This window comes from Paraburkholderia phymatum STM815 (genome assembly GCF_000020045.1).
GTDB lineage: Bacteria > Pseudomonadota > Gammaproteobacteria > Burkholderiales > Burkholderiaceae > Paraburkholderia > Paraburkholderia phymatum.
Map to the genome: position 1 here is coordinate 2,476,739 of NC_010623.1, position 24,233 is coordinate 2,500,971.

Annotated in this window: 21 protein-coding genes; 5 read left to right on the top strand and 16 right to left on the bottom strand. The window is 64.5% G+C overall.

All coding sequences use genetic code 11. The features are described from left to right. Positions 1-105: 105 nt before the first annotated feature. Positions 106-1,569 carry a cysteate racemase gene (cuyB, locus tag BPHY_RS26720; RefSeq protein ID WP_012404581.1) on the top strand — a complete coding sequence of 488 codons (1,464 nt, stop codon included), beginning with the start codon at positions 106-108 and terminating at the stop codon, positions 1,567-1,569. A gap of 104 nt (positions 1,570-1,673) precedes the next feature. Here the strand turns inward: cuyB and BPHY_RS26725 are convergent, their stop codons facing one another. From BPHY_RS26725 to BPHY_RS26745, 5 genes are all read right to left on the bottom strand, one after another. Next, positions 1,674-2,870, bottom strand: coding sequence for an amidohydrolase family protein (locus BPHY_RS26725; protein WP_012404582.1), 1,197 nt, complete (start codon positions 2,868-2,870; stop codon positions 1,674-1,676). Next, on the bottom strand, positions 2,867-3,502 hold the full coding sequence (locus tag BPHY_RS26730) for a VC0807 family protein (RefSeq protein ID WP_012404583.1): 636 nt from the start codon (positions 3,500-3,502) through the stop codon (positions 2,867-2,869). The genes BPHY_RS26725 and BPHY_RS26730 overlap by 4 nt, the downstream gene beginning before the upstream one ends. A gap of 159 nt (positions 3,503-3,661) precedes the next feature. Continuing rightward, positions 3,662-4,630: a hypothetical protein gene (locus tag BPHY_RS26735; RefSeq protein WP_012404584.1), complete on the bottom strand. Its 969-nt coding sequence runs from the start codon at positions 4,628-4,630 to the stop codon at positions 3,662-3,664. 268 nt (positions 4,631-4,898) lie between these two features. Then, positions 4,899-5,984 (bottom strand): alpha/beta fold hydrolase, encoded by a 1,086-nt coding sequence (locus tag BPHY_RS43910; RefSeq protein ID WP_012404585.1) that lies wholly within the window; start codon positions 5,982-5,984, stop codon positions 4,899-4,901. 218 nt (positions 5,985-6,202) lie between these two features. Further along, complete coding sequence (locus BPHY_RS26745) at positions 6,203-8,101, bottom strand: AI-2E family transporter (protein WP_041765441.1); 1,899 nt, start codon at positions 8,099-8,101, stop codon at positions 6,203-6,205. Positions 8,102-8,326: 225 nt separating this feature from the next. Here BPHY_RS26745 and pdxR point away from each other — a divergent pair, with 225 nt between their 5' ends. After that, on the top strand, positions 8,327-9,847 hold the full coding sequence (gene pdxR / locus BPHY_RS26750) for a MocR-like pyridoxine biosynthesis transcription factor PdxR (RefSeq protein WP_012404587.1): 1,521 nt from the start codon (positions 8,327-8,329) through the stop codon (positions 9,845-9,847). Positions 9,848-9,864: 17 nt separating this feature from the next. Here pdxR and BPHY_RS26755 read toward each other — a convergent pair whose 3' ends face one another. The 7 genes from BPHY_RS26755 to benA all read right to left on the bottom strand — a co-directional run bounded on the left by BPHY_RS26755 (position 9,865) and on the right by benA (position 16,620). Next, complete coding sequence (locus tag BPHY_RS26755; RefSeq protein ID WP_012404588.1) at positions 9,865-10,380, bottom strand: cupin domain-containing protein; 516 nt, start codon at positions 10,378-10,380, stop codon at positions 9,865-9,867. Continuing rightward, positions 10,377-11,129 (bottom strand): NAD-dependent epimerase/dehydratase family protein, encoded by a 753-nt coding sequence (locus BPHY_RS26760; RefSeq protein WP_012404589.1) that lies wholly within the window; start codon positions 11,127-11,129, stop codon positions 10,377-10,379. Before BPHY_RS26760 ends, BPHY_RS26755 begins: the two co-directional genes overlap by 4 nt. Positions 11,130-11,322: 193 nt before the next feature. Next, positions 11,323-12,489, bottom strand: a complete 1,167-nt coding sequence (locus BPHY_RS26765; protein ID WP_012404590.1) for a porin — start codon at positions 12,487-12,489, stop codon at positions 11,323-11,325. A gap of 410 nt (positions 12,490-12,899) precedes the next feature. Further along, positions 12,900-13,679 carry a 1,6-dihydroxycyclohexa-2,4-diene-1-carboxylate dehydrogenase gene (locus BPHY_RS26770; protein ID WP_012404591.1) on the bottom strand — a complete coding sequence of 260 codons (780 nt, stop codon included), beginning with the start codon at positions 13,677-13,679 and terminating at the stop codon, positions 12,900-12,902. A 5-nt stretch (positions 13,680-13,684) separates the two neighbouring features. Then, positions 13,685-14,707 (bottom strand): benzoate 1,2-dioxygenase electron transfer component BenC, encoded by a 1,023-nt coding sequence (benC, locus tag BPHY_RS26775; RefSeq protein WP_012404592.1) that lies wholly within the window; start codon positions 14,705-14,707, stop codon positions 13,685-13,687. 45 nt (positions 14,708-14,752) lie between these two features. Beyond that, positions 14,753-15,256 carry a benzoate 1,2-dioxygenase small subunit gene (benB, locus tag BPHY_RS26780; protein WP_012404593.1) on the bottom strand — a complete coding sequence of 168 codons (504 nt, stop codon included), beginning with the start codon at positions 15,254-15,256 and terminating at the stop codon, positions 14,753-14,755. Continuing rightward, the gene (gene benA, locus BPHY_RS26785) at positions 15,253-16,620 is read right to left on the bottom strand and encodes a benzoate 1,2-dioxygenase large subunit (protein WP_012404594.1); all 1,368 of its coding nucleotides are present in this window, start codon (positions 16,618-16,620) and stop codon (positions 15,253-15,255) included. Before benA ends, benB begins: the two co-directional genes overlap by 4 nt. Before the next feature lie 157 nt (positions 16,621-16,777). Between benA and BPHY_RS26790 the strand changes: the two genes are divergently transcribed. After that, a complete protein-coding gene (locus BPHY_RS26790; RefSeq protein WP_012404595.1) occupies positions 16,778-17,701 on the top strand; it encodes a LysR family transcriptional regulator in 924 nt (307 codons plus the stop codon). Positions 17,702-17,748: 47 nt separating this feature from the next. Here the strand turns inward: BPHY_RS26790 and BPHY_RS26795 are convergent, their stop codons facing one another. Further along, positions 17,749-19,143 (bottom strand): dihydrolipoyl dehydrogenase, encoded by a 1,395-nt coding sequence (locus BPHY_RS26795; protein WP_012404596.1) that lies wholly within the window; start codon positions 19,141-19,143, stop codon positions 17,749-17,751. 164 nt (positions 19,144-19,307) lie between these two features. Here BPHY_RS26795 and BPHY_RS26800 point away from each other — a divergent pair, with 164 nt between their 5' ends. Continuing rightward, complete coding sequence (locus BPHY_RS26800; RefSeq protein WP_012404597.1) at positions 19,308-20,330, top strand: AraC family transcriptional regulator; 1,023 nt, start codon at positions 19,308-19,310, stop codon at positions 20,328-20,330. 346 nt (positions 20,331-20,676) lie between these two features. Beyond that, complete coding sequence (gene grxC, locus BPHY_RS26805; protein ID WP_012404598.1) at positions 20,677-20,955, top strand: glutaredoxin 3; 279 nt, start codon at positions 20,677-20,679, stop codon at positions 20,953-20,955. A 65-nt stretch (positions 20,956-21,020) separates the two neighbouring features. Here the strand turns inward: grxC and BPHY_RS26810 are convergent, their stop codons facing one another. The 3 genes from BPHY_RS26810 to BPHY_RS26820 all read right to left on the bottom strand — a co-directional run bounded on the left by BPHY_RS26810 (position 21,021) and on the right by BPHY_RS26820 (position 24,143). Continuing rightward, positions 21,021-21,914 (bottom strand): M23 family metallopeptidase, encoded by an 894-nt coding sequence (locus BPHY_RS26810; RefSeq protein WP_012404599.1) that lies wholly within the window; start codon positions 21,912-21,914, stop codon positions 21,021-21,023. Between the two features lie 256 nt (positions 21,915-22,170). After that, positions 22,171-22,410, bottom strand: coding sequence for a hypothetical protein (locus BPHY_RS26815; RefSeq protein ID WP_012404600.1), 240 nt, complete (start codon positions 22,408-22,410; stop codon positions 22,171-22,173). Positions 22,411-22,442: 32 nt separating this feature from the next. Further along, positions 22,443-24,143 carry an acid phosphatase gene (locus BPHY_RS26820; RefSeq protein WP_012404601.1) on the bottom strand — a complete coding sequence of 567 codons (1,701 nt, stop codon included), beginning with the start codon at positions 24,141-24,143 and terminating at the stop codon, positions 22,443-22,445. Positions 24,144-24,233 lie beyond the last annotated feature (90 nt).

Sequence of the window (24,233 nt, forward strand, 5' to 3'; positions counted from 1 at the left end):
CGATGCAGGCGCGCGGCGCGCGCCGGTGGATGCCATTGGGATTTGCGCTTCCGATAAGACCGAAGGCAACGAGACCGAAAGCAATAAGATTGCAAGCGAGGGACTATGAATACATCGCGTGTGATGGGACGGCGTGCGCTAGGCGTGGTCGGCGGCGCAGCGCGTGTCGCGAGCGTCGAGGTGCTGCGCAAAATACATGACGCGAATGCCGCGTCACGAACGTCTCATTCACTGGATATCGTGATCGAGCGGATGTCGAATGGTGAGCGTAGCGCTCCCGATGCCTGCATGGCGGGTTCGGCGGAACATCAACTACGCATATTCGATGCGATTCGCGATTTCGAGCAACGCGGTGTGTCCGCCGTGGCGCTGCCATGTTTTGAAAGCCATCTCTTCATCGACGCGTTGCAGCAGAACGCAAACATCGCGATCGTCGACATGATCGCTGCGTTGTTCGCGCATATCCGGCAACGCTTTCCGCTAGCGCGCCGCGTCGGCGTCGTGACGTCGCCCGTGCTGTGGAAGCGCCGTCTTTTCGCGCCCTACGGGGAGCGCGCCGGCATGGACGTCGTCAGTATCGGCGCAAGCGGCGCTGGCGCACTACGCGCCGCATGCGAATCGCTGATCGGGCAAGGCGTCGATGTGCTGCTGCCGGGCAGTACGGACAGCGCGTTGTCGCTGAGGCGTATCGGCGATCTGGCCGTGCCCTTGATCGATTCCTTTTCGGTATATGCGCACCATCTGCTCGATGCGGACTTTCATCGGCCGGCAAGGCCGTTCAGGCTCGGCGTGGTCGGTGGCGTAGGGCCCGCCGCGACCGCCGACTTCATGCATAAGGTCGTGCGCAATACGCCCGCCGTGCGCGATCAGGATCACATCAAGGTCATCGTCGAACAGAATCCGCAAATTCCCGATCGCACCGATTGCCTGACGGGCAAGGGCCCGGATCCGACGCTCGCGTTGTACGCGACATGCAGAAAGCTCGAAGACGGCGGCGCGAATCTGATCGCGATTCCGTGCAATACCGCGCATGCGTTCATCGCACCCATCGAAGCGCGATTGCGGATTCCCATCGTCAATATGATGAGCGTGACCGCCGATTTTCTGCGCGCGACCTTCCCTTCGGTGCTTCGCATCGGCCTGCTGGCCACCGACGGCACGATTGCCAGCGGCGTCTATCGCGAGGCGCTCGAAGCGCGCGGCCTCGCAGAAGTGTTGCCGCCGCCCGCGATGCAGGCGCGCGTGACGAATGCGATCTACGGCGCGCGTGGCGTGAAGGCCGGTTTCACGAGCGGCGAATGCGTCGACGACATCATCGCCGCCGTGGAAAGCCTTTTGCTCCAGCAGGTCGAGATCATCCTGCTCGCATGCACGGAGTTGCCGCTGCTGTTCCCGCAAGCCATCACTGTGACGCGTCACGGCCGCACGGCGCAGTTCGTCGATCCGGCCGACGTCCTCGCGAAGTCTTGCGTCGAGTTCGCGCGCGGCAAGCCGCTCGCAGAACGCAAGACCGGATGGCATGACAAGCCGTCCGTCGAACATGCGGCCGGGGCGCTGTGCGCCGACTGAAAAACGGCACTTGCTGCCAGACTGCTTATGGACGCGATCACACGGCCCCGGCATTGTTCACGCGCAGGTTTTTTTTGTCTGTGGCGTGCATGCGAGAGACGGGATCAGAGCGTGTCGGCCAGCCTTCCGTGACGCGCAACAACGCGTCCGTTCGCCACCACCAGCTGGCGCACGGGCCGCGCCGCAACGGCATGCGCGACGGTTTCCGCATCGACGAGGACGAGATCGGCACGTGCGCCCACATGCAGGCCGTAGTCGGTGAACTGGCAACCGCGAGCGGCGGCGTGGCTCACGCAATCGAACGCGACGGCGATCGCATCGTCGCGGCGCAGGTCGTAGCGCATCGCGATCTGCGCCGCGCGCTCCAGCATGTCGGGCGAGCCAAACGGATTCCAGGTGTCGCGGATGCCGTCGTTGCCGCCGAACAGCGTGACACCTTTTTCGATGCACGCGGCTAGCGGCGGCACGGTAACGGAGGCGGGCGCCGTCGTGAGCAACGCGACGTCGAGTCGTGCGAGCCGTTCGAGCAGCGGATCGCGCTCGCGCGGTGCCAGCGCGCCGAGACAGAACGCATGGCTGATCACGACGCGTCCCTGCATGCCGAGCGCTTCGACACGGTCGAGCAGCAGCTTCAATGTGAAACCGCCGATTTCGGCGGGCTCGTGCAGATGAATATCGATCGGCTTGTGATGGCGCGAGGCGAGATCGAAGGTGGCGTTCAGCGAAGCGACGGGATCGCCGTCGATCAGCGCTGGGTCCAGCGCGCCGAGCACGTCGGCGCCCGCACGCAATGCATCGTCGAGCAACGCGATGGTGCCCTCACGGATGAGCATGCCCGACTGTGGAAACGCAACGGTCTGCATGTCGAGGACGTCGCCGAGCGCGTCGCGTGTCGTCAGTACGCCTTCGAGGTGCTTGAGCCCCGCATCCGTGTCGATATCGACGTGCGTGCGCAAACGCGTGGTGCCCATTTGCAGGAACGCGTGCGCCAACGCAAGCGATGCCGCCGCCGCGTCGTGTCCGCTCTGCGCTCGAAAGCGCCGCTCGTTGTCGATGCGATCGGTGAGCGTGGGTCCCACTTCGTTGCGATACCAGCGCATGCCCCACATGGTCTTGTCGAGATGCGTATGGCCTTCTACAAAACCGGGCAGCAGCAACGCACCGTTGCCGTGCTCGCGCGCCACCTCATGTTTGACCTGCAAATCGGGACCGATCGCAGCGATGCGGCCCTCGGCGATCGCGACATCGACGCGCACGCCGTCCGGCATGCGGACATCGGTAAGCAACATCGTGTCTTTCATGCAGACTCCATTTTTCTCGCTGCGTCGATGCGTTTCATGCGGCGGCGCGTCCAGATCGTCCAGAGCGTGAGCGAGCCATAGATGCTCCAGCGCAGCACCGTTGATATCTGCTCGCCCAGTGCCACGTCGCGCAACGTCGACACCACCCAATAACGCGCGACATTTTCAGCCGTGAGACCGATGCCCCAGATGACCGTCATCTGGCGAATCATGGCGACGAGTTCCGGGCGCTCGCGATAATGGCGCTCGAACGCCTGCACGCCTTCGCGAGATTCCCGCGATACCGTCGAGCGCGCGAGGTAATAAACCATCGGCTTGCGCAATGGCAGCGACAGCAGGAACGAAACGCCGATGACCCCCGACACCATCGGGTCTTCCAGCGCACGCCGGGGTTCGCTGCGATCGATCATCGCCCAGGCGAGCAGCGGCAGGATACCCGCCAGCACGACCGCACTCAGCGCGTCGAAGTGCCGCGAGCGATACATGTCCAATGCGATCCACGCGACCAGCGGCGCCGCCGATGCCGCGAGGGCACCCGTCGTGCCCCAGTGCGGCAGCGCGATGCGGTACGCGAGCCACGGCAGCGCGAGATTGACGACCATCGCGGACAGGTATCGGTAGGGAACCTTCATATGCCCTTTGCAGCAGCGCGACCTGTGTCGCGCGCATTTTCGCAGGTAGTGTCGCACATCGGCTGCGGTGAGCAAGTGACGGGACGCATCGGGCAGGCACCACGTAAAAAAACGGCGAGTGCGCAGTGGCACTCGCCGTTGATGAGCCGCTGCACGTGCTCAGGCGAGCGGCAGCGTCGGCCGGTTCAGGGTCGGCGTCATGATCGGCGCCAGCGCAGCGAAGATGCGCGCGCCTTGCTCGTCGTCGATCACGCTTGTGAGCAGCGACCGGAAGCGCGGCTCTTCGACGCCCGACACGATGTACTGCCAGCGATACGCATCGAGCATGGCTGCCTGCACCTGGGCGACGTCCTCGGGCAGCAGCGTGCGGCCCACGTGATCGAGGAAGTACCTGGCATCCTCCTTTGCCTGCGTCTGCACCACGCCGTCGACGCCCGCCACCAGCGCGATCAGGTCGTCGACGGCCGCATCGCGCTCGCGCTTGCCGACCTTTGCGTCCTCGCGCATCCATTCGAGTTCGTCGATGATCGCGTGTTGCGACTCTTCTTTCCAGTGGTACATGAACACGTCCTTGAAGAGCGGCGAGAGCGTGTCGTCCGCCTCGATGCTCTGACGGTAATGCACCTGCGAAAAGATTTCGATGAAACACGTCAGCGCGAGAATCGACCACGTCGATTTGCCCAGCACGAACGCGGCGATATCGTCGGCATCGGGCAGGAAGCGATAGCCGGCCGGCATGTCGGCGCCCGCGAGCAGTTCGATGCGGCGGAACAGTTCCTGATGCTTCAGTTCTTCGTCGGTGAGCCGCACGACGGCTTCGAGTGCGATCTGGTCGCCCAGCGCGTGATCGCGTCCCAGTTCAAGCATCTTCGCACCGATGAAACGTTCGACGAGTTTGAACATGTTGGCATACGTGCGGCCTTGAACCTGCGAATAGAAGCGGCGTTCGGCCTCGTTAAGAAACGGCAGCCGGTAGACCTGCGAAAGGCCGTCGGGCAGGAACTTCTGATTGATGTCGAATGTGCGGCCGCGGATCACGTCGTGGTCGATGTCCCAGCGGATCCGCTTGGACACTTCGATGCATCTGGCGTAACGATGGGAAGGCAGTGAGTACTCTACAGCTTGCATCTTAGAACTCCTTGGACTTCGGCCCCGGCGCTAAAGCTGAAGTGGGCTGTGCTTGCGATGAGGCAATGGGAATGGCAGTGGGAAGCGCCGAAAAGAGAACGAGCAGAGACGGCGCCGACTGAAAGCGCTACGCCGTGCCATGCTGCAAGCCGAAGCGAAACGCTGATGCAGAGTGTGCGGACCGGCTGGTTACCGGGCATGAGACGCGAGTCCCGATACGCGCGATTCGCACCGCACAAAGCGGCGAAAAACCGGGACATGTGCCCCGTTATGCAGCGGGCGCGTCGAAGCCCGCCTTGCGCGCGAGCACGATGGCCTGGGCGCGGCTTTCCACTTCGAGCTTGGCGAAGATGTTGGTGATGTGATTGCGCACCGTCTTTTCCGACAAGCCGAGCCGCGCGGCGATCTGCGCATTGTCGCGGCCGCCCGCGATCAGTTCGACGATCTCGCGCTCGCGTCGAGTAAGCGCTGAAAACACAGGGTCGATGTGTCGTGCAGGCGGCAAGAACGCGCGCACTTCATCGCGCCACCGCTGCCATGCGCTTTCGCATTCGAGCGGCAGATGGTTGTCGCTTTCGAGCGGCACGAAGCGCGCGTTGGGAATCAGGCTCGCGAGCAGCCGGCTCTCTTCGAATGGCACGCGTGCGTCGCGCACCGCATGCAGCACGAGCGTCGGGCACTGCACATGCGGCAGCAGATCGACCACGTCGATGTGGTTGAAGACGCGCATGATGCGCGCGGCGTTGTGCGGCGTCGTGGAGATGCGTTCGAGTTCGTTGAACCAGTGATGCTGTTGCGGCGTGCCGCCCGGTATGAACTGCGTCGTGAAAAACTGACGGAAAGCGGGATTGTGCTGGCCCCAGCCAATCTCGGCGAGCTTGGCGAGCGTCTGCGCTTCGTCGCGCGCCTGCTCGGTGCGCGAGCGGACAAGCCGTCCACGCGCGTAGCCTCCGTGCAGGATCAGATGCGAGACGCGTTCCGGAAATGCGACGGCGTACGTAATGGCAATCGATGCGCCTTGCGAAATGCCGAGCAGCACGAAGCGGTCGACACCGCTTGCATCGATCACGGCAATCAGGTCGTGCTTCCATGCGTCGAACGAAATGTCGTCGACGTCGTGATCCGACAGCCCGCAACCGCGTTGATCGTAACGGATCAGCGTGTGCTCGCGGCACATCTCCGCGATCATGTGGCTCCATACGGGGCTCGCGAGATCGAACTCCAGGTGGCTGAGCCAGTTCGCGGCCTTGACGATGGGCGGTCCGCTGCCACACGTCGCATACGCGATGCGCGCGCCGTCGTGCACGGTGCACAGCCGGATCTGCTGCCTGCACTTAGGGACGGTCGCTGACATGAGCCTCCCGGCGGCAATGGAACGAAGCGGAAGGAAACGGAAGGAACGGAAGAAAGCGCATGTCGCCTTGCATGCGACGTCGCACGCGCTTTCATTCAGCTTATCACTGCATGGACGCTTTGCTGTGCGAAGGCGCAGATAATCGATGCTTCACGAACGAAGACGCGCCGAACGTATGAAGCGGATGATGCATTCGTGCCGAAAGTGGCCGCGTGCGCTCACGCGTCGACGCCGCGCGGCGTCGGCTCGACAAGCGGCGTGGAGCGCGCGACGGCCGCCTGCACGCATTGATTGACGAGGTCGCTGAATCCATTGGCGTTGTTCGTGTCAGTCAATGCGCCCACCTCGTCGACCCGCTCCGACTGCCCGCCAATGCCGACGATCAGATGTGCGCCGGGCGCACGTTCGCGGATGCGGCGCAGCAGATTGCGCAGATACGGCGGCGCTTCGGGCGCATCGAGTGTGACCACGCAGACGATGGCCGCGCCGTCTGAGCCCAACGTATCGGCCTGGCCGCGCCGGAACTGCGCGTAGTTCGCGGTGACGGGAGAGAAGCCACGCCGAGTCAGCAATTGCACGGCGATGGCAGTCGTCACCTCGTCGAACGCGCCTCGGCCCGCCACGCATACGAGTTGTTGCCGCGCGGCGTCGTCGGGCGCGAGAGCGGGCAGCGCATCGGGTGCGTTCGGATCGGGCTCGTCCCCCGGCATGCCTTCGACATGTTCGAGATTCTCGACGATATCGAGCAGCGTTTCGTTCATGCGCGCGAGCTGCTCGGGCGCGAACACGCCGCGGAGCGTGTCGTTACGCGCAAGCCGCAGGCCTTCGCGGGCGACGTCGTCGTAATAGCGGGTGAGCGGCATGTCTCTGAGGAAACGGTCCGCCTGCACGATGGCCTCGTGCGGATCGTCGGCGAGCAGCCGCTGATAGAAGTTCTGCGCAGGTGTCAGCGCGGGCTGGTCGCCGAGCAGCACGGTCAGGAATTTCAGGCGCTCCGCGTAACGGCCGAGCGTGACGAGGCAGAGCGTGAGCGGGGTCGACAGCACGAGGCCGATCGGCCCCCACAGCCAGCTCCAGAAAATCGCCGCGACGACGACAGCGAGGGGCGACAGCCCCGAACTATGTCCATACAACAAGGGCTCGACGACCTGGCCCGCGACGACGTCGATGGACACGAACAGCACGATCGTCCACACGGCCATCGTCCATTGCGGCTGGATCGCGGCCGCGAGAATCACGGCGAGCAGCCCCGCGATCCACGTGCCGATGTACGGCACGAAGCGCAGCAGCGCCGTCAGCACGCCGAACAGCAACGCGCCTGGCACCCCGATGATCGCGAGACCGATTGCGATTGTCGCGCCCGCGCCCAGGTTCACGCCGAGTTGCGCGACGAAGTAGCGCGACAGCCGGCTGGCGGCGTCGTTGATGGCGGTGGTCGTGCGGTGCAGGTCGCGTGCGCCGAACAGACGTATCAGTCGATCGCGCAGATCCTCGCGCTGCAGCAGAATGAAGATCGTCACGACGAGCACGATGAACATCGTTTCGAGCGGCCCGACCACGGGCGAGAACACGCGCTGCGCGAGCTGCAGCGGCGACGGAATCGGCTCGTGCACTTCGACGGGCAAGGGCGCGGCGACGGTCGGTTTCTGCGAGCGGCCGGCTTCGTGCGCGGGCGCCGGGCGTTCCGGCGCGACGCGCGCGAGAGCGGTGGCGGCGCGCGAGAGCAGCGCATCGGCGCGTCCGACCGTCTTCTCTTGCACAGTCTCGACCTTGCGCTCGATGGCCGCCTGGTATTGCGGCAAGGAGCCTGCAAGTTGCGCGACCTGCGCGCCGATCAGCGTGCTGACCGCGAGCAGCGCGACGACGGCGGTGAGCACGGCGACGAAGATCGACGGCAACTGACCGAAGTGCAGACGCCTCAGCAGCCCGACGAGCGGCGCGAGCAGAAAGCTCAGCAGCACCGCAAGCGTGATTGGAATCAGCACTTCGCGTGCGAAGTACAGTCCGCACACCACGACGACGAACGTGATCACCGACGTCAGACCGTGCAGCCCCGGCGTCCCCGGCGGGTAGACGCGGTTGGGCGATGTGCGTTGCGGATTGAGGGGAAGTTTCATGACGTCTTGTGCCGCGGTCGGCGTGCCATCGATAGGGGCAGCCATTGTAAGCAATACGCAGGCCCGGGCGCACAAGCGACACGGCGGGCGTGCGCGGGCCGTGTCAGTGTATCAACTGAGCGGCGGAGCGTTCCCATGATGAGCGAGCAGGCATAATCGCGGGAATTGGCCTGATCGAGTCCGCGAATTTTCGTTCAGGTGCTGAGCCATTTACGGAGCAAGACCATGCGGCGTGCGACCGAAATCGACCTTGCGCTGAACGAGCGTCCCGACGGCATGGCGCTACAGCGCTGGCTCTACGGCGAATTGCGCGCGGCGATTCTGCAGGGACGGCTCGGGCCGGGCGCGCGCCTGCCCGCCACGCGCGATCTCGCCGCGCGTCATGGCGTCTCGCGCGGCACGGTGCTGGGCGTATTTGCGCAGCTCGCGGCGGAAGGCTATCTGTCGGGTGCCGTCGGGCGGGGCAGTTTTGTCGCCAGCGAATTGCCTGATGGACGTTTCGACGCTGCACCCGCGTCCGAGGCGCCGCGGCTCGCGCGCCGCAAGGCAGGGGCGCGCGACACGGCGAAGGCAGAGATCGGCCTTTCCGCGCGCGGGCGCTTGTTGGCGCGCAGCGCGTTCGCCGTCGACGGCCGCTCGTTTCCCTCGCGCGCGTTTCGACCGAGCCAACCCGACTTGCAGTCGTTTCCCTTCGCGTTGTGGGCGCGCGTCGCGGCGCGCCGTTCGCGGCTCCTGAACCGCTCGATGCTCGCCGACGGCGAAGCGCAAGGCTATCGTCCGTTGCGCGAAGTCATCGCCGAGCACGTTCGCGTGACGCGCGGCATCGCGTGTGCAGCGGACCATGTAGCCATTGTTGGCAGCGCACAGCAGGTGATCGATCTTGCCGCGCGTCTGTGGCTCGACCCCGGCGACGCCGCATGGATGGAAGATCCGGGTTATCAGGGCGCGCGGCTCGTGCTCGAAGCGGCGGGTGCGCGCATCGCCGCTGTTCCCGTCGACGCGCACGGCATCGACGTGGCCGAGGGGCAGCGGCTCGCGCCCGCTGCGAGACTCGCGTATGTGACGGCCGGACGTCAGGCGCCGCTGGGCCCGGCGCTATCGCTCGAGAGGCGGCTCGCGCTGCTCGACTGGGCGCACACACGTGGCGCGCTCGTGATCGAGGACGACTACGACAGCGAGTATCGCTTCGAAGGGCGCCCGCTCGCGGCGTTGAAAAGCCTGGATAACGCCGGTCATGTGATCTATTGCGGGACGTTCAGCAAGCTGCTGTTTCCGGCACTGCGTATCGCGTATGCGGTGCTGCCCGAGCGGCTCGTCGAGCCGTTTGTCGCCGCATGGTCGCTGACAGGACGGCACGTGCCCCTCGATCAGCAGGCGACGCTGCACGCGTTCATCGCGGAAGGGCATGTGGGCCGTCATGTGCGGCGCATGCGCGAACTGTATGGCGAGCGTGCCGAGGCGCTGCGCGAAGCGGCACGCCGGCATTGGACGGGGCTGCTCGCGCTGCCCCCCATCGTTGCCGGGCTCGATGCGCCCGCGTTCCTGCCCGTAGGCGCGGACGATGCGCTCGCTGCGCGCGTTGCCGCGCAAGCAGGCATCGAGACGCGCCCGTTGTCGTCGTATGCGGTCGGGCATGCGGCGCCCGCAGGGTTGGTGCTCGGATTCGCCAGCATCGGCGTCGACGATATCGACGCGGGTGCGCGAACCCTTGCTCGCGTGCTGCAGGCCATGCTCTACAAAACGTGAGGTCCGCCGCGCGTGGATCACGGCGGCAGCACGAGCGGCCCGCAGTTCGTATCGGTGACGAAAACGGCAAGCAGTTTGGCGGGCCGCGCGGGGTCCGTGTTCTCGACGTAGTCGTGCAGCGTGCCGGGCGGCTCGAACCACGTCTGGCCGCTTCGATAGTCGATGGCCGGGCCGCCGTTCAATGCGGAGCGCAGCGTGCCCGATATGACGTAGGCGGTGACCGATCCCGGGTGGCGGTGCGCGCCCGTGAAAGCGTGTGGCGGAAAATCCACCACGACGGTCGTCACGGATTTGCCGGGCGCGTTCGCGAGCGGCTCGCATGAGAGCGTATGCGATGTCGACGTGGGGCGTTGTGCTGCTGCGCCCGGCGACGATGCAACGCTGTGCAACGGTGTGCTGCAGATTGCGTCGAGCCATTGCATGGCGGGGCGCGTCGGCAGCATCGCGAGCGGTGTGAGCGCGAGGGCGGCGACGGTCGTCAACGTGCGCGCATGCCGTGCAGACGCGCTCGCGAACGGACGGGCGGCGTTCATCTTGCCGTGCTCGTCGCAACGGCAGCGGTGCGCCGCCAGAGCGCCGACCAGCCGAGTTCGCGCCTGGCCTTGCCGGTCGATACAACGGCATTGTCCTCGGCGATATTGAACGCACCGGCTCGCGCATGTTTTAGTGCGAGCACGGCGGCGTGTGCGGCTGCATCGACATGAACCGGGCTCGCGCCTCTTGCATGCTCGGAGCCGGTGCCGGGACCATACAGTTGCCCGTATCGCAGCACTGTGCCGATTAGCGGCGCGGTCAGCACCTGTGTTTCGAGCGATGCGACGCCGCGCACCGTGACGAGCCGGCTGCCCTCGGCGTCCGTATCGAGCGGCTGGGTTTCTTCGTACGGTTGCGTGCCCTCGCGATAGGCCCACGCGATGCTTTGCGCGACGAAACGCTTGCTGCCTGCCGCCAGCGCGGCGGCGAGCAGATTGCGCGTGCCTTCGTCGCGTATCCGCGCATTGCGAGCGATGGCTTGCGGCATGCGCGCGGGGTCGAGCGCGGGCGGCAGGTCCGTCAACTGATGGATCACGGCGGCGGGTTCGATACGCAGCAGTGCGTCCTTCAACGCTTGCGCGTCGAATACGTCGACGATGACGGGCGTCGCACCCGCCCGCTCGATCTGCGCCGCGCGCTCGGGGCGGCGTGTGCTGCCGTAGACGGTGTAGCCCGCCTCGACCAGCAGCGGCACCAGTGCGCTGCCGATTGCGCCTGCTGCGCCTGCCAGAAAGACTGTTCTCTTCATCGATGATCTCCGTGTATGCCGGGCCGTGCAGCCCACACCCGAAGACTACGGTCGATAATGGCCTGTAGAAAGATCCATTATCGACAAATTGATTGAGCCATTATCGAAGCGGCCGTACAAAGAAAAACGGCGATCTGGAACGGGCGCGCGTGCGCATGCAGATCCCAAATCGCCGTGCAGGTGGAAGCGCGCGCTAGAACTTGTGGCGAATGCCCAGGTTGACCATCTCCTGATGGCTCGTGCCTGCGTAGCCATATGAACCGATCGACGCCTGCGCGTCGGCGACGGTGTTCGTGGTGGCGTCGCGCGTCTGGCCGCCGGCGTGCTGGTAAGCGGCCGTCATGTACAGGTCGGTGCGCTTTGACAGCGTGTAGTCCGCGCCGAGCGACACCTGGTGATAGGTGGCCGACGTGTCGCCGTTCGAGTGCGTGTAGCTGTAGCCGACGCCGAGCAGGATTGCGGGCGCAGCCTGATAGTTCACGAAACCCTGGCCTGTGTTGTAGCGTTCGTTCGAGCCGAACACGGAGCTGTCGTCTCGCCGATACTGCGCGTTGCTATAGCCGAGGCCGAACGTGAACGGGCCCGCCGTGTACTGGCCCGCCACGCGTGCAATGCCGATCGAGTGCGCCGTCTGATAGCCGAGGTTGACGGGGCCGTCGAAGGTGCCGTCGGACGTGCTGTTCCACGTCGTGCGAAGGCCCTGCGATGCCGGGCTGTTGGTCGTGTAGTAGTAGCCTGCCGCGAGACCGATGGGCCCGTTGTTGTACGCGACTGCGCCCGAATACGACTGCTCCGAACCGGTGCTGCCCGCGACGCCGCCGAACGAATACATGGCTTCGAACTGCAGGCCCGCAAATACGGGCGATGTGTACTTGACCGCGTTGTTCACACGGAAGCTGTTGTCGTAGTTGTCGACGTCGCCTGCCGTTGCAAATGCGCTGCCGAAGTAGTTGTCGGCGGTGATGCCTTGCACGAGGTCGATCAGCGGATCGTATTGGCGGCCGAGCGTAATGGAGCCGTATTGATCTTGCGAAAGACCGACGAATGCCTGACGGCCGAACAGCCGGCTGCCCTGGCCCATCTTGCCAGTGTTCGGATCAAAGCCGCTTTCGAGTTGGAAGATGGCCTTCATGCCTGCGCCGAGGTCTTCGCTGCCCTTCAGGCCCCAGCGCGTGCCTGACAGATTGCCCGCGCTGGTATTGCCGAGCGACCACAGGCTGTTGTTCCCCGAGGCGTTATGGACATATGTGATCCCCGTGTCGATCGTGCCGTACAGCGTGACACTCGTTTGTGCGTGTGCGGCGCTGGCGGCCGTGGCGAGAGCGGCCAGCGACAGTATCGAGAGGGCAGTGGGCTTCATTCTTCTGTTCTCCTGCGTGTGGTAATTCGTAACGAACGAGAGCCTAAAGGCGCACACAGGAAATGTAAAAACGTCAAAATAAAGCGTTAGCGAAATTCACAACACGCAATGCCGGGATTATTGCGGCTTTATATAAACAGTATTGCGGCGCCGCTTCTTCTGTGGGCGCCAGCCCGTAGATTGCGCCTCGGATGCGAAAGCCGGATAGTTTTGTCGCCGTTATTCGCCGCATCATCGTGCAGACGGGAATATTGCGGAAACAACGATAATGAATTGCCTGTTGCGGGGTTTATCGTTTCCCGCGATGGTTTAGAATCGCACGCGTTTCATCCAGTCTGCACGCAGCAGACAACATGCTTTAAACGCGGCTTTCGAGCCGCGTTTTTTTTCGCCGGTCTTTCGCGTGTGGGTCAGCCCTGATCGCCGCCGCCCACGGGCAACACGGTGCCCGTAATGTATGACGCGTCGTCCGAAGCGAGAAAGAGGATCGCGCCGACCTGTTCCTCGATCGTGCCGTAACGATGCATCAGGCTGCTCGCCTTGGTCTGGTCGACGATGCCCTGATACCAGATCGCTTCCTGTTCGGTCTGCTGTTGTGCGTTGCGCGGCACGCGTCGCGGCGGCGCTTCCGTACCGCCCGTGGCGACGGCGTTGACGCGGATGCCGTCGGCGGCGTGTTCGAACGCGAGACTGGCCGTCAACGCATTCACGCCGCCTTTCGACGCCGCATAGGGCACCCGGTAGATGCTGCGCGTCGCAATCGACGACACATTGACGATCACACCCGCCTGCCTTTCGATCATCGAAGGCAGCACAGCGCGGCAGCACCATAGCGTCGGAAACAGCGAGCGGCGCACTTCAGCTTCGATCTGCGCTTCTTCATACTGCTGATACGGCTTCGCCCAGATCGTGCCGCCTACGTTGTTGATCAGCACGTCGATGCGGCCAAATGCACCGAGTGCGGCTTCCGCCAGCTTGCACGCGCCGGCATACGTTTCCAGATCGGCGATCACGGCGATGCAGCGTGCGCCCGGCGCGGAAATGTCTGCCGCGACTTCATGCACGAAATCCGAACGGTCGCACAGCACGACGGTTGCACCTTCTCGCGCGGCCGTCAGTGCGACGCCCCGTCCGATGCCTTGCGCCGCGCCCGTCACGACGACGACTTTTCCTTTGAAGCGTTGATTCATGATGGTCAGGCCGCGTTGGTGGCAGAGAATTTTTCGTAGTGGAAGCTGGCGGGCGTCACGCCGATGTCGCCGAGCCAGCCGCGTACTGCGTCGACCATCGCAACGGGGCCGCACAGGTACACGTCCACATCGCCGCCGTTGAGCCACGCGGGATCGACGTGCGCCGTCACATAGCCCTTGAGGGGATGCGCGCTCTCCGGGTCGGCCACGCAGGTGCGGTATTCGAAATCGGGCAGTTTGTCTTGCGCGGCATCGAGTTGCGTCAACGCGACGAGATCGATGTCCTTCGTTACGCCATACACCATGCGTACAGGCTGACTCGCACGGTCTTTCGCGGCGAGCACGTCGAGCATCGACAAAAACGGCGCAATGCCCGTTCCGCCCGCGAGAAACAGCACGGGCCGCGCGGCGTCGCGCAGATAGAACGCGCCGTACGGTCCGGAAAACGCGACGCGTTGTCCCGCTTGCGCGTGCTTGCTCAGATACGTGCTCATCTTGCCTTCGGGTACGTTGCGCACGACGAATGACACGCGCGACTCGCCCGGCGCCGAACTGAACGAATACGAGCGCGACAGCTGGCTGCCGGGCACTTCGACGTTGACGTACTGCCCCGCGAGAAATGTCAGCTGATCGGGCGCGTCGACGTCGATCGAAAATTCGATCGTCGAATCGGAGAGCTTCTGCACATTCGCGAGCGTCCCTTCGTGACGCGCGACCCCCGTCTTGCACGCCGCGGAAGAAGCGGGCACGCGGATCACGCAGTCCGAGCGCGGCCGCGTCTGACAGGCGAGCACATAGCCTTGCGCGGCATCTTCGGGCGTCAGCGCGTCTTCGATGTAGCTCGATTCAGGCAGGTCGTACGTGCCCGATTCGCAGAAGCCGCGACACGTGCCGCACGCGCCGTCGCGGCAATCGAGCGGAATGTTGATCTTCTGACGGTAGGCGGCGTCCGACAGCGTTTCGTTGTCGCGGCACGCGATGAAGCGCGTGACGCCATCTTCGAACTGAAGTGCGATGCGATGTTCCATGAACTGCTCCTGACTGCTGCTCGCGTATCGTGAGGGACCGCGTGTTCAGATGTGATAGATGTCGATGACCTGATTGATGTAGTCGTTCTTCAATACGACATACTTGTTCAGGATGCGCGGCGACTCGCCGTTGAAATCGATCACGTAGCGCGACATGCCGAAGTAGCTGTAATTGGTCTTGTAGCGATGACTGAGCGTGTGCCAGTTGAAGCGCACCGTGCACACACCGTCGTCGTGATGCTCGAGCTCGACGTTGCTGAGGTTGTGGCTCGTTCGCGTGTCGGGAATCGTTGCGCTTGAGCGCTCGGTCTTGATGCGGAACACGCGGTCTTCGAGACCCTGGCGGCTCGGATAATAGATCAGCGAAATCTCGCGCTGCGGGTCGGTGATCAATTGGTCCGTGTCGTCCCACGACGGCATCCAGAAGACGGCGTCCGGGTGATACAGATCCAGCCATTCGTCCCATTGCTCGTCGTCGAGCAAACGCGCTTCGCGATAGAGAAACGCCTGAATATCAGCGAGCGTCGGCGTAGTGGCGATCGTGCTCATGCTGCGCTCCTTTCCCTGGCGAGGGCATCGCGGATCGTTTCGACCCAGTAGCGGTGCTGGATCGTGTACAGGCCTTCGTCTTCCGTCTTCACGCCGGAGAGCAGCGGCTTGAGGCCGATCTTCTTCGCGCCTTCGTCCGGGCCCTCGATCCAGTGCGTCGCGCCGCGGCACATGTCGTTCCATTCGACGGAACGCGCCGCATAGCCTTGCTGGCACGCGCGGAATTCTTCGAGATCGTCGGGGGTCGCCATGCCGCTCACGTTGAAGAAGTCTTCGTATTGGCGGATGCGGCGCGCCCGCGCATCGTCGGATTCGCCCTTGGGCGCGATGCAATAGATGGTCACTTCCGTCTTGTTGACGGACAGCGGCTTCAGCACGCGAATCTGCGAGCCGAACTGATCCATCAGATACACGTTGGGATAAAGACACAGATTGCGCGAGTTCTGGATCATCCAGTCCGCGGTCTCGCCGCCGCAACGCGCGGCGAATTCGTCGCGGCGATTGAAGTTCGGGCGGTCTTCCGGGTTCGCCCACCGCGACCACAGCAGCATATGGCCGTGTTCGAACGCGTAGAAGCCACCGCCCTGACGGCCCCAGCCGCCCGCATCCATCGCGCGGATCTTGTCTTCGGCGGCGTTCTTTTCCTTGCGCTGGTTCGTGGTCGCCGCGTAGTTCCAGTGCACGGCCGACACGTGATAACCGTCTGCGCCGTTTTCCGCCGTCAGCTTCCAGTTGCCTTCATACGTATAGGTCGACGACCCGCGCAGCACTTCGAGACCTTGCTCCGACTGGTCGACGATCATGTCGATGATGCGCGCGGCCTCGCCGAGATACTCGGCGAGCGGTTTCACATCGGGATTCAGGCTGCCGAACAGAAAGCCGCGATAGCTTTCGAACCGCGCGACTTTTTTCAGATCATGTGAGCCCTCGTGATTGAAGCACTCGGGATAACCCGCGTCGGCAGGGTCTTTCACTTTCAGCAGCTTGCCGCTGTTGTTGAAGGTCCAGCCATGAAACGGGCAGGTGAAAGTCGCCTTGTTGCCGCGTTTATGGCGGCACAGCATCGCGCCGCGATGCGTGCACGAATTGACGAGCGCGCTCAGTTCACCCTGGCGATTGCGCGTGATGACGACGGGCTGACGACCCATCGTCGTCGTGAAGTAATCGTTGTTCGACGGGATCTGGCTTTCGTGTGCGAGATAGATCCAGTTGCCTTCGAAAATATGCTGCATTTCAAGCTCGAACAGCGCTTCGTCGGTGAACGCGCTGCGATGCAGGCGGTAGTCGCCGCGGGCCGTGTCTTCGACGAGGTAATCGTCGATGTGCTTGAGTGCCGGACTGCGGTCCGGGTAGATGGGGATCATCGGATGTCTCCTTTCGATGTCTGCGCGCGCCGTCGTCCGGTTGCTACCCGAAAGGTATAATTTGTGAGGGCGCTGCGGTTGAACGAAGAGTAGTTGGCGCACATGCTGCCCGTCCAACACTGATTTAGTATCAGTTCAATATCCAAGGGGTATCGTCATGGAGCTGCGCCATCTCCGTTATTTCGTCGCCGTGGCCGAGGAGCGCAACTTCACGCGCGCCGCGCAAAGGTTGCATATCGCGCAGCCGCCGCTCAGCCGCCAGATGCAGCAGCTCGAAGAGTTGCTGGGCGTGCAGCTCTTTGTGCGCAATTCGCGGCCTGTCGAATTGACGGACACGGGGCGCTTCTTTTACTCGCACGCAGTGCAGCTGCTCGCGCAGACGGCCGAGCTCGAATCGATGACGCGGCGCGTCGGCAAGATCGAGCGCAGTCTCTCTGTGGGGTTCGTCGGCTCGACGCTGTATGGCATGCTGCCGAAAATCATCCGGCGCTTTCGCACCGAGCACCATGCCGTCGAACTGACGCTGCATGAAATGTCGACGATGGACCAGATCAAGGCGCTCAAGGAAGGCACGATCGACGTCGGCTTCGGGCGCATTCGTCATGAGGATCCGAGCATCAGGCGCATCGTGTTGCGCGAGGAGCGCATGATCGTCGCGCTGCCGTTCGGCCATCCGCTGGCGGACCTGAAGCCGGTGCTGTCGCTGCACGATCTGATCAACGAGACGCTGATCATTTTTCCGAAGGCGCCGCGTCCGAGTTACGCGGATCAGGTGCTGGCCGCATTCCGCGATCGCGGGCTGGAGCCGTCGCATATCTACGAGACGCGCGAATTGCAGATCGCGCTGGGACTGGTGGCGGCGGGCGAGGGGATATCCGTCGTGCCGGGCAGCGTGTATGGACTCAAGCGCGACGATGTGAGCTACAAGGAACTCGACGACTCGAACCTCGTGTCGCCCATCATCATGAGCATGCGCATGCTCGACGAATCCGAAGATCTCACGGAAATGCTGGAGCTGATCTATCGGCTCTACGAAGAAGCGCACATGGAGTATTTGCCGCCGCATGCGGAAGGCGCGTGACGTGCGCGTCGCAGTTGTTCACGCGCATCGTCACACCCCGCTTCCGATCACGCCTTCGGCAATTGCGCTGCGGCATCGCGCAATGCCGTACGCAAGCCTTCTTCGACGACGGGATGATAGAACGGCATCGCCAGCATCGCGTCGACCGTGAGGTTCATCTGCAGCGCCCAAGCGAGCAGATGCGCGATGTGCTCGGCGTCCGGTCCGATCCACTCGGCGCCCAGGAAGCGGCGTGTCGCCTTGTCGGCATACACATGCATCAGTCCGCGATTGCGCAGCATCACGCGGCTGCGGCCCTGATCTTCGAAGCTCACTTCACCCGTCACGAACGCTCCCGCTGCGAGGTCTGCATGGCGGGCGCCGACCATCGCCATGCCAGGCTCCGAAAACACCACCGAGATCGGTGCGCGGCGTAGCAGCGGCTTGACATCGGGAAAACGCGCCGCGTTCTCGCCGGCCGAGCGGCCTTCGTCGGCGGCTTCGTGCAACAGCGGGAGAACGTCGTTCGCATCGCCCGCCATGAACACGGGATGCCGACCTGCCTGCAGTGTCAGCGGATCGAACACGGGCACCCCGCGCGCATCGAGTTGGAGCGTCGTGTTGTGCAGCGCGAGCTTATCCAGGTTCGGACGGCGGCCTGCCGTGACCAGCACATAGTCGAACGTGTCCTCACGCAGTTCGCCCGCGCCGTCGCGATAGCGCAGATGCACGCTGTCTCCTTCGCGCGTCGCCGCTTCGACGTGCGCATCCGGCTCGAAGTGGAACACGTCGCTGAACACATGGCGCGCGTAACCCTTGATGGCAGGATCGCTCAACGGACCGACCCGACCGCGTGCGCCGAGCATCGTCACGTCGACGCCGAGCCACGCCAGCGCCTGACCCAGTTCCAGCCCGATCACGCCAGCGCCGACCACGGCGACCTTGCGCGGCAGGTCGTCCCACGCGAACACGTCGTCGTTGACGATCGCGCGGTCGCCGAGCGCCTGATACATCGCGGGCACATACGGCGACGAACCCGTGGCGATCACCACGCTCTTCGCATGGACGCGCGTATGGTCCCCCACTTGCAGCACGTTGTCGTCGATGAACTGCGCGTAGCCGATCAGCCGCTCTTCGTCGGGCACGCTTTGCGTCGATTCGACGACGAAGCCGACAAAGCGGTCGCGCTCGCGCTTGACGCGCGCCATCACCTCGCGTCCGTCGATCCGCACGGCGCCGTCGACGTGCACGCCGAACGGCGCCGTGCTGCGCGCCGCATGCGCGGCCTCCGCGGCCGCGATCAGCAGCTTCGACGGCATACAGCCGACGCGCGCACAGGTCGTCCCGTACGCGCCGCCCTCGATCAGCACGGCACGCGCGGCCGCCGCCTTCGCCGCGCGGAACGCGGGCAGACCTGCGCTGCCTGCGCCAATCACTGCGACATCGATATGAAGCGTCTTCATGATGTTCCTCGTTCGGACGTTCGGGCGGCGGATCCCGTTTCACCTCTGCCGCGCGCCGCGCTACCGTCCAGTAGAATCGGTTTGCCTTGCACGGTGTCACTGTACGGTTTCGGGTTCGCCGTGCTAATCCTCGAACGATTCAAAAACATGCTTATTCGGCTCATATGGATTTGTTAAGCCGCTTCCTGTCGCTGATGCCCGTGAGCGGGCGTGTGGATGTCCGTTGCCACTTCGGCGCGCCGTGGGCAATCGAAGAAGGCCCGGCAGGCGTGCGCGAGATTCCGTATCACGTGCTGCTGTCGGGGCGCGCAGTGCTCGAAGACGGCAACGGGCCGCCCGAGCATCTGGTGGCGGGCGACATCATCGTGTTTCCGACGGGCAGTGCGCACCGCATCCACGACGGCAGCGGCGCTCAACCCGTGCCTGCGACCGAGCGGCGCAACATCATGCTGACCGTCGCGGAAAACGGCGGTACGGGGGAAACGGCCGACATCCTGTGCGGCCGGTTTTTGCTCGGCGCGGTGCCGGACCGGCTGCTGCGCGACCATCTGCCGTCGCGGCTGGTCGTGCGCAGCGGCGCGCATACGACGGCGGGCGGCGAGGCTTCGAATAGCGACGACAGCGACGGGCAGACGAGCGTCGCGGGTTCGCGACTCGCGCGGCTGATCCAGTTGATGCGCGAGGAGGCCGCGGACGAATGCCCCGGCAGCGAAACGCTCGTCAACCATCTGTCGGCTGCGCTGTTTGCGCTTACGCTACGCTTTGCGAGCGAAGCGGCACAGCCGCCGCACGGCCTGCTGGCGCTGGCCGGGCGTCCGCGTTTGCAGGCGGCCGTGTCCGCGATGTTCGAGTCGCCCGGCAAGCCGTGGACGCTCGACCAGTTCGCCGCGCTGTGCAACATGTCGCGTGCGACGTTTGTGCGGCAATTCCAGGAGGCGATCGGCCGCTCGGCCACCGACGTGCTGACGGAGGTTCGCATGACCATCGCGGGCCGCATGCTGCTCGAATCGACGACGCCCGTCGGCGATATCGGCGAGACGGTCGGCTATCAGTCGGAAGCGGCGTTCCAACGTGTGTTCAAGAAACAGATCGGCGTGACGCCCGCGCGCTGGCGCGCGTCGGGCGGACATGTGCAGGCCGCACAGGAGGTAGCCGACGACGAGCCTGCGCGCGCCGAGGCGCAATAGAGAATTTCAGAAACTCTGCCGCACGCGGCGATGGGCGTGTCATCGGATCGCGTCCATCCGCCCGAAGCCCTTACTGGACAGGGCGCGCGCCCGTCGCACTCGAGCCGCGCGCCAGGCTTAGCGTGGCAACGGCCGAAAGCCGGTGAGCCGATCGAGCATCTTCGTGAGACGCGGCGACATTCACGCCCCCGCAATGCGCCCCTACAGTTGAGTCGTCCCGTCGACGACGGCAACGCTTCTCACAGGTGCTCGTCATGAATCGCGCTTATCAAGCTGTCGTTGCATTCGACGATGTCTGCCGCGGCCAGTAACGCGCCGTATCCATCACGCACACACGGAGAACATCATGTCCGCAATCACGATCTACACGACACCGACGTGTCCTTACTGTCACGCCGCGAAAGCGCTGCTGATGAACAAGGGTCTGTCGTACCGGGAAGTCGACGTGCAGAACGATCGCGTCACAGCGGTCGCGTTGATGGAACGCACGGGACGCCGAACGGTGCCGCAGATTTTCATCGGCGAAACGCACGTGGGCGGATTTGACGATCTGAATGCGCTGGAAACAGCGGGCCGGCTCGATCGGCTGCTCGAAGCGAATGCGCCCGACCACGCGGCACGCTAGCTTCGGGCGCTGGAGGCGCCGCCAGGGGCGCGGGCCGTTGGCGGCCTGTGGTTGCCGCTGCTTTCCTAAGAGCCGACGCGCGGAAGATAGGGCGCGGGATCGACGGCCTTGCCCTGCTTGCGGACTTCGAATTGCATCGAGCCTTCGCCATGCTCCGTATTCGCCATTTCGGCGATCGCTTCGCCGCGCTTCACATTCGAGCCTTCCTTCACAAGCAGCTTGCGGTTGTGTCCGTAGGCCGTGACGAGTGTGTCGTCGTGCTTGATGACGATCAGCTTGCCGTACGGTTTGCCGCCATCGCCTGCAAACACCACGCGGCCCGGCGCGGCCGCTCTCACGAGGTCGCCCGCTTTGGCGGCGATCACCATGCCTTTCGATCTGCCTTGTCCATATACGGCGCTCAAGGTGCCGCGAGCGGGCCAGACGAAGCGGGAGTGTTGGCTGTCAACGCTTCTGTCCGCTTTGTCGTCGCGCGACTGATCGACGTTATCGGTCTTGTCGCCTTTCCCGTTCGTGTTCGCTGCGCCGTGCTGTGCGGGTGTCTTCGTGCGCGCCGACGGCGAAGCGGGCGTCGCAACGACATCCTGTTCGTCGGCCGCGTCGGGCGGCGGCGCGACGCGCAGCACGCTGCCCGGCTCGATGTGTCCGGGGTCGGCGAGGTTGTTCCATTTGACGATGTCGTCGCTGCGCTGGCCGTGACGGGTCGCGATGCGATAGAGCGTGTCGCCTGGCTTCACCCGGTAATAGCCGTTCGTGAACGGTTTGTCCGCGTTGGGGGACACGCGCGGCGCGGGGCGATTGGCGGGGGCGAGCGTCTGCCACGCCGGCTGAATCGACCGCTCTTCGGGCGCCGTCTGCCACGGGACCGTCGTGCAGCCGCCGATGGTCAATAGCACGAGCACGGCGAGGCCCTCGCGTGGCAGTCCCGGCACGCGGCGATTCGATTGCGTAGGTGTCATGTCGGTCTTCCTCTTGTCGTTCGACGATGCCGCTGCATCGGCTCGGACCCGCCGGGGCGGCGCGTCGGCCCGGCGGCTCGGAACGTGAATCTGACAGGAAGTCGCGACGGATGGATCGGGAATCCTCAATGTTTTACAGTGCTTCGCGTTTGTGCCGTTTCGTCGTGCGTTTGTGTTGTGAAGCATCGCCGCGAAGCGCACTCGTGCGACACGTGTCGCCGCGCAGTCGCATCGCGCGCAGCGACCAGGCCGCCCGCTAGGGACGGCGCTTTTTCCACGTGTAATCGGCGGGCGGCCCCGACGCACCCGCCTTGCCGACGGACCGCGGGTTCTCGCTGCAGAGCGTGACGAAGCTCACGTTCTCGCCCGCCGCCTGTTTCCTGCGCAGCGTTTCCGTGAACGCGAGCGCCTGCGTCATCTGATCGTCGGGGAACCGCTCGAAGCGAGCGATTCCCGTTGGCGTGCTGCCGTCTTCGAGCCAGTACACGACGAACATGTGTTTCCCTTATTGCAACGTCGACAGCGGCATCATGCGAGATCGAGTGCGCCCGTCAGATCGCCGATGGGCGCGAGGCCGTTCTGCGCGAACGCCCGGTCGCGCGCGACAATGCCGTCCAGCGGCGGGAGCCCGTGGACGCGGCTTATCAGGCGCAGGATCGAATTCGTGTCGTACACCGTGTGATCGACATAACCCTTCTTCGCGAGCGGCGAGATGACGAGCGTGGGGATGCGCGAGCCCGGCCCCCAGCGGTCGCCCTTTGGCGGCGCGACGTGATCCCACCAGCCGCCGTTTTCGTCGTGCGTGACGACGATCACCGTGTTCTGCCATTGCGGCCCGCGCTGGATGTGTTCGATCACGTTGGCGATGTGCCGGTCGCCGGACTCGACATCGGCGTAACCCGCATGCATGTTCAGATTGCCCTGCGGCTTATAGAACGTGACGGCGGGCAGGCGGCCCGCGTCGATATCCGCGATGAAGTGGTTGGTGGACGCGTCGTCGCCGACGCCGCCGTCGCGCAAATACCGCGCACGCGCCGCCGTGCCGGGCGCAAAGTTCGCAAAGTAGTTGAACGGCTGGTGGTGATACTGGAAGTCGGGCACGGCGCCCGTATCGCGATGATCGAGCGCGTATTGCCACGCGCCGCTATACCACGCCCAGTCGACGCCGTGGGCGGAGAGCCGGTCGCCGATCGTCGCGTAGCGCTGCGGCGGCAGCACCTTCGGATCGGCCGGATTGGCGAGCGCGGGGTCGCCGCCCTCCGCGGGGCGCACCATGCTCGGCTGGTACGGCGGCGCCATCGTGTTGACGGCGTAGCCATCGGGCGTAAAGAGGCCGTCGTTGACGAACTTCGGCGGGCCGTCGAGCGCCGATTTCGGCGCATCGGGCGCCAGTTTCAGGCGTGTGCCGAGGGGATCGTCTCCGTCGAGGACGGACACCAGTTTCTTGCCCGTCCCGTTGCCGATGTCCGGCACGAGCGGCGCCTGCGCGGAAATCAGGAAGATGTGGTTAAGCCATGAGCCGCCGAACGCGGCCATGAAGAAGTTGTCGCACAGTGTGTACTGCTTCGCGAGGGCCCACAGTTTCAGCGATTCGCCGGAACTGCGGTAATGCCCCATCACGAGACCGCCCGAATCGCCCCATGCGGCGAACTGGTTGTTGCGGCCCGCGTTGATCTGCATCTGATTCTGATAGAAGCGATGCACGAGATCGCGCGTGATCACGCTGTTCGGAAGCGGCGCGCCGTGCGCGTCGGTGAGATGAAACGGCTGGTTGCGCAAGCCGGCGATGTCGCGTTCGGCAATCATGTAGCGCTTGCCGTTGACTTCCTGCGCCCGGGGCACGAGGCCACCCCAGATTTTCGGCAGCGTGGCGAGCGGCGTTTTGCCGTCGCGGTCGAGCTGCACGTAGCCCTCCGGCGCGACGCTGGCGAGCGGAAATTGCACGCCGGGGAAATTGCCGTACAGGTTCGCGAAGCTGCGGTTCTCCGCGTAGATCACGACGATCCGCTTGACCTGATCGTGCAGCGCGGCGTCGAGGCGCGCGTCGGCTGCGCTGCGCGGCGCGCCGTTCGCGGCGCTGTCCAGCGACGGACAGCCCGCCAGCGCGAAGCCGAGGCCTGCTGCCGCGAGTCCCGTGAGGACGCGGCGGCGCTCGGGGTCGTCAGGACGGTCGGCGTCGTCGGGAAGTTCGGAGGCCGGGGGCAGTGTGGGATCGTCGTGCTCGTTCATCGGTCAGTCTCCTGGCACAGTGAAACGCAATTGAGGCGCAGCAGGCGGGGCTGGTTTCGAGGCGCGTGGCGCGCGCCACCCGCATCGTCG

Bases quoted from the DNA above. Each gene is read 5' to 3' on its own strand.
- BPHY_RS26770 (WP_012404591.1), bottom strand. From the start codon at position 13,679: ATGAATCAACGCTTCAAAGGAAAAGTCGTCGTCGTGACGGGCGCGGCG.
- BPHY_RS26745 (WP_041765441.1), bottom strand. From the start codon at position 8,101: ATGAAACTTCCCCTCAATCCGCAACGCACATCGCCCAACCGCGTCTAC.
- grxC (WP_012404598.1), top strand. From the start codon at position 20,677: ATGTCCGCAATCACGATCTACACGACACCGACGTGTCCTTACTGTCAC.
- BPHY_RS43910 (WP_012404585.1), bottom strand. From the start codon at position 5,984: ATGTCAGCGACCGTCCCTAAGTGCAGGCAGCAGATCCGGCTGTGCACC.
- pdxR (WP_012404587.1), top strand. From the start codon at position 8,327: ATGCGGCGTGCGACCGAAATCGACCTTGCGCTGAACGAGCGTCCCGAC.
- BPHY_RS26765 (WP_012404590.1), bottom strand. From the start codon at position 12,489: ATGAAGCCCACTGCCCTCTCGATACTGTCGCTGGCCGCTCTCGCCACG.
- benB (WP_012404593.1), bottom strand. From the start codon at position 15,256: ATGAGCACGATCGCCACTACGCCGACGCTCGCTGATATTCAGGCGTTT.
- benC (WP_012404592.1), bottom strand. From the start codon at position 14,707: ATGGAACATCGCATCGCACTTCAGTTCGAAGATGGCGTCACGCGCTTC.
- BPHY_RS26755 (WP_012404588.1), bottom strand. From the start codon at position 10,380: ATGAACGCCGCCCGTCCGTTCGCGAGCGCGTCTGCACGGCATGCGCGC.
- BPHY_RS26810 (WP_012404599.1), bottom strand. From the start codon at position 21,914: ATGACACCTACGCAATCGAATCGCCGCGTGCCGGGACTGCCACGCGAG.
- BPHY_RS26820 (WP_012404601.1), bottom strand. From the start codon at position 24,143: ATGAACGAGCACGACGATCCCACACTGCCCCCGGCCTCCGAACTTCCC.
- cuyB (WP_012404581.1), top strand. From the start codon at position 106: ATGAATACATCGCGTGTGATGGGACGGCGTGCGCTAGGCGTGGTCGGC.
- BPHY_RS26795 (WP_012404596.1), bottom strand. From the start codon at position 19,143: ATGAAGACGCTTCATATCGATGTCGCAGTGATTGGCGCAGGCAGCGCA.
- BPHY_RS26730 (WP_012404583.1), bottom strand. From the start codon at position 3,502: ATGAAGGTTCCCTACCGATACCTGTCCGCGATGGTCGTCAATCTCGCG.
- BPHY_RS26790 (WP_012404595.1), top strand. From the start codon at position 16,778: ATGGAGCTGCGCCATCTCCGTTATTTCGTCGCCGTGGCCGAGGAGCGC.
- BPHY_RS26815 (WP_012404600.1), bottom strand. From the start codon at position 22,410: ATGTTCGTCGTGTACTGGCTCGAAGACGGCAGCACGCCAACGGGAATC.
- BPHY_RS26735 (WP_012404584.1), bottom strand. From the start codon at position 4,630: ATGCAAGCTGTAGAGTACTCACTGCCTTCCCATCGTTACGCCAGATGC.
- BPHY_RS26760 (WP_012404589.1), bottom strand. From the start codon at position 11,129: ATGAAGAGAACAGTCTTTCTGGCAGGCGCAGCAGGCGCAATCGGCAGC.
- benA (WP_012404594.1), bottom strand. From the start codon at position 16,620: ATGATCCCCATCTACCCGGACCGCAGTCCGGCACTCAAGCACATCGAC.
- BPHY_RS26800 (WP_012404597.1), top strand. From the start codon at position 19,308: ATGGATTTGTTAAGCCGCTTCCTGTCGCTGATGCCCGTGAGCGGGCGT.
- BPHY_RS26725 (WP_012404582.1), bottom strand. From the start codon at position 2,870: ATGAAAGACACGATGTTGCTTACCGATGTCCGCATGCCGGACGGCGTG.